This window comes from Vibrio sp. 10N.222.46.A1 (assembly GCF_041473595.1).
Taxonomy (GTDB): Bacteria; Pseudomonadota; Gammaproteobacteria; order Enterobacterales; family Vibrionaceae; genus Vibrio; species Vibrio tasmaniensis_A.
Map to the genome: position 1 here is coordinate 1 of NZ_JBFRSN010001522.1, position 933 is coordinate 933.

Genomic DNA, 933 nt, shown 5'->3' on the forward strand with positions numbered 1-933 from the left:
TATTAACAAGCTTGCTTGAGTTATCTTGGTTTATAGCGTTATTGATAATACCCAGCAACTTCCTATTTTCAGGCGTATCCAGCAAGGCAATAACATAATTATTTAAGGGTAAACCATCATGTAAGTTGACCGACAAAAATAACTCATAGGGGCTATTCATTAACTTGTTGTGCAGTAACACTCCATCATCAACAATGGCTAACGCATTCTCTCGAGCTACAGCAGCAATCGCGGTTTGATAGGATGAATATGACTTAAAAGAAGAAAATGGGAGAAGCGATTTCACAGAAGACGCGTTACTCGAGTCTTCAAAATAAGCCAGGTTTCGTCCCTTCATTAATAAGTGGCTTTCAATAGGCTCACTACTTAGGCTAACCATTCGACTAGATAAGATAGGTTTAGAGTAAATAACACCGCTACTAGAAACATTTTGTTCAGCCGTAATAATGGCATCAACTTGTTCAGTTTTAAGTACGTTATTTAGATCCGACGGAGAATGAAAACCGACAAACTCCAAGCCATTCAACTCACGCTCTGCATAGAAACCGGTCAATTCAGGCAATAATCCCGAAACCTCCCCCTCTTGGACAACAACGTACGGAGAAAATCCTGAGGTTTGAACTCCGATGGTAATCGAACCACTAGCCTTAACGTAAAAAGATACGGAAGAAGCCAGGATAATTAGAGAAAGTAGATTAAAAGCGCGGAACATGAATAACCTAGAGTTTTATTAATTAGTGCACCTTATATCTTATTCACAGTCTCGACTCACCAATTTGCACTGAACAATATGGAACTTCTGTTTAACGCAATCGGTTGCTCCGTTTTGGCAGTATGACTTATAAAATGAATTGTAAGCAGTTGATACAAAGCTTAATAACCCAATCAGCTACTAGGTTGGTCTCCCCGATGTTATATGAGGTCCCATAACAA

General features: G+C 39.2%; 1 pseudogene. It reads right to left on the reverse strand.

From position 1 onward, the window contains the following. Window positions 1-712, reverse strand: a pseudogene (locus AB4496_RS27835) (ATPase); the annotation flags it as partial. Between the last annotated feature and the right edge of the window lie 221 nt (window positions 713-933).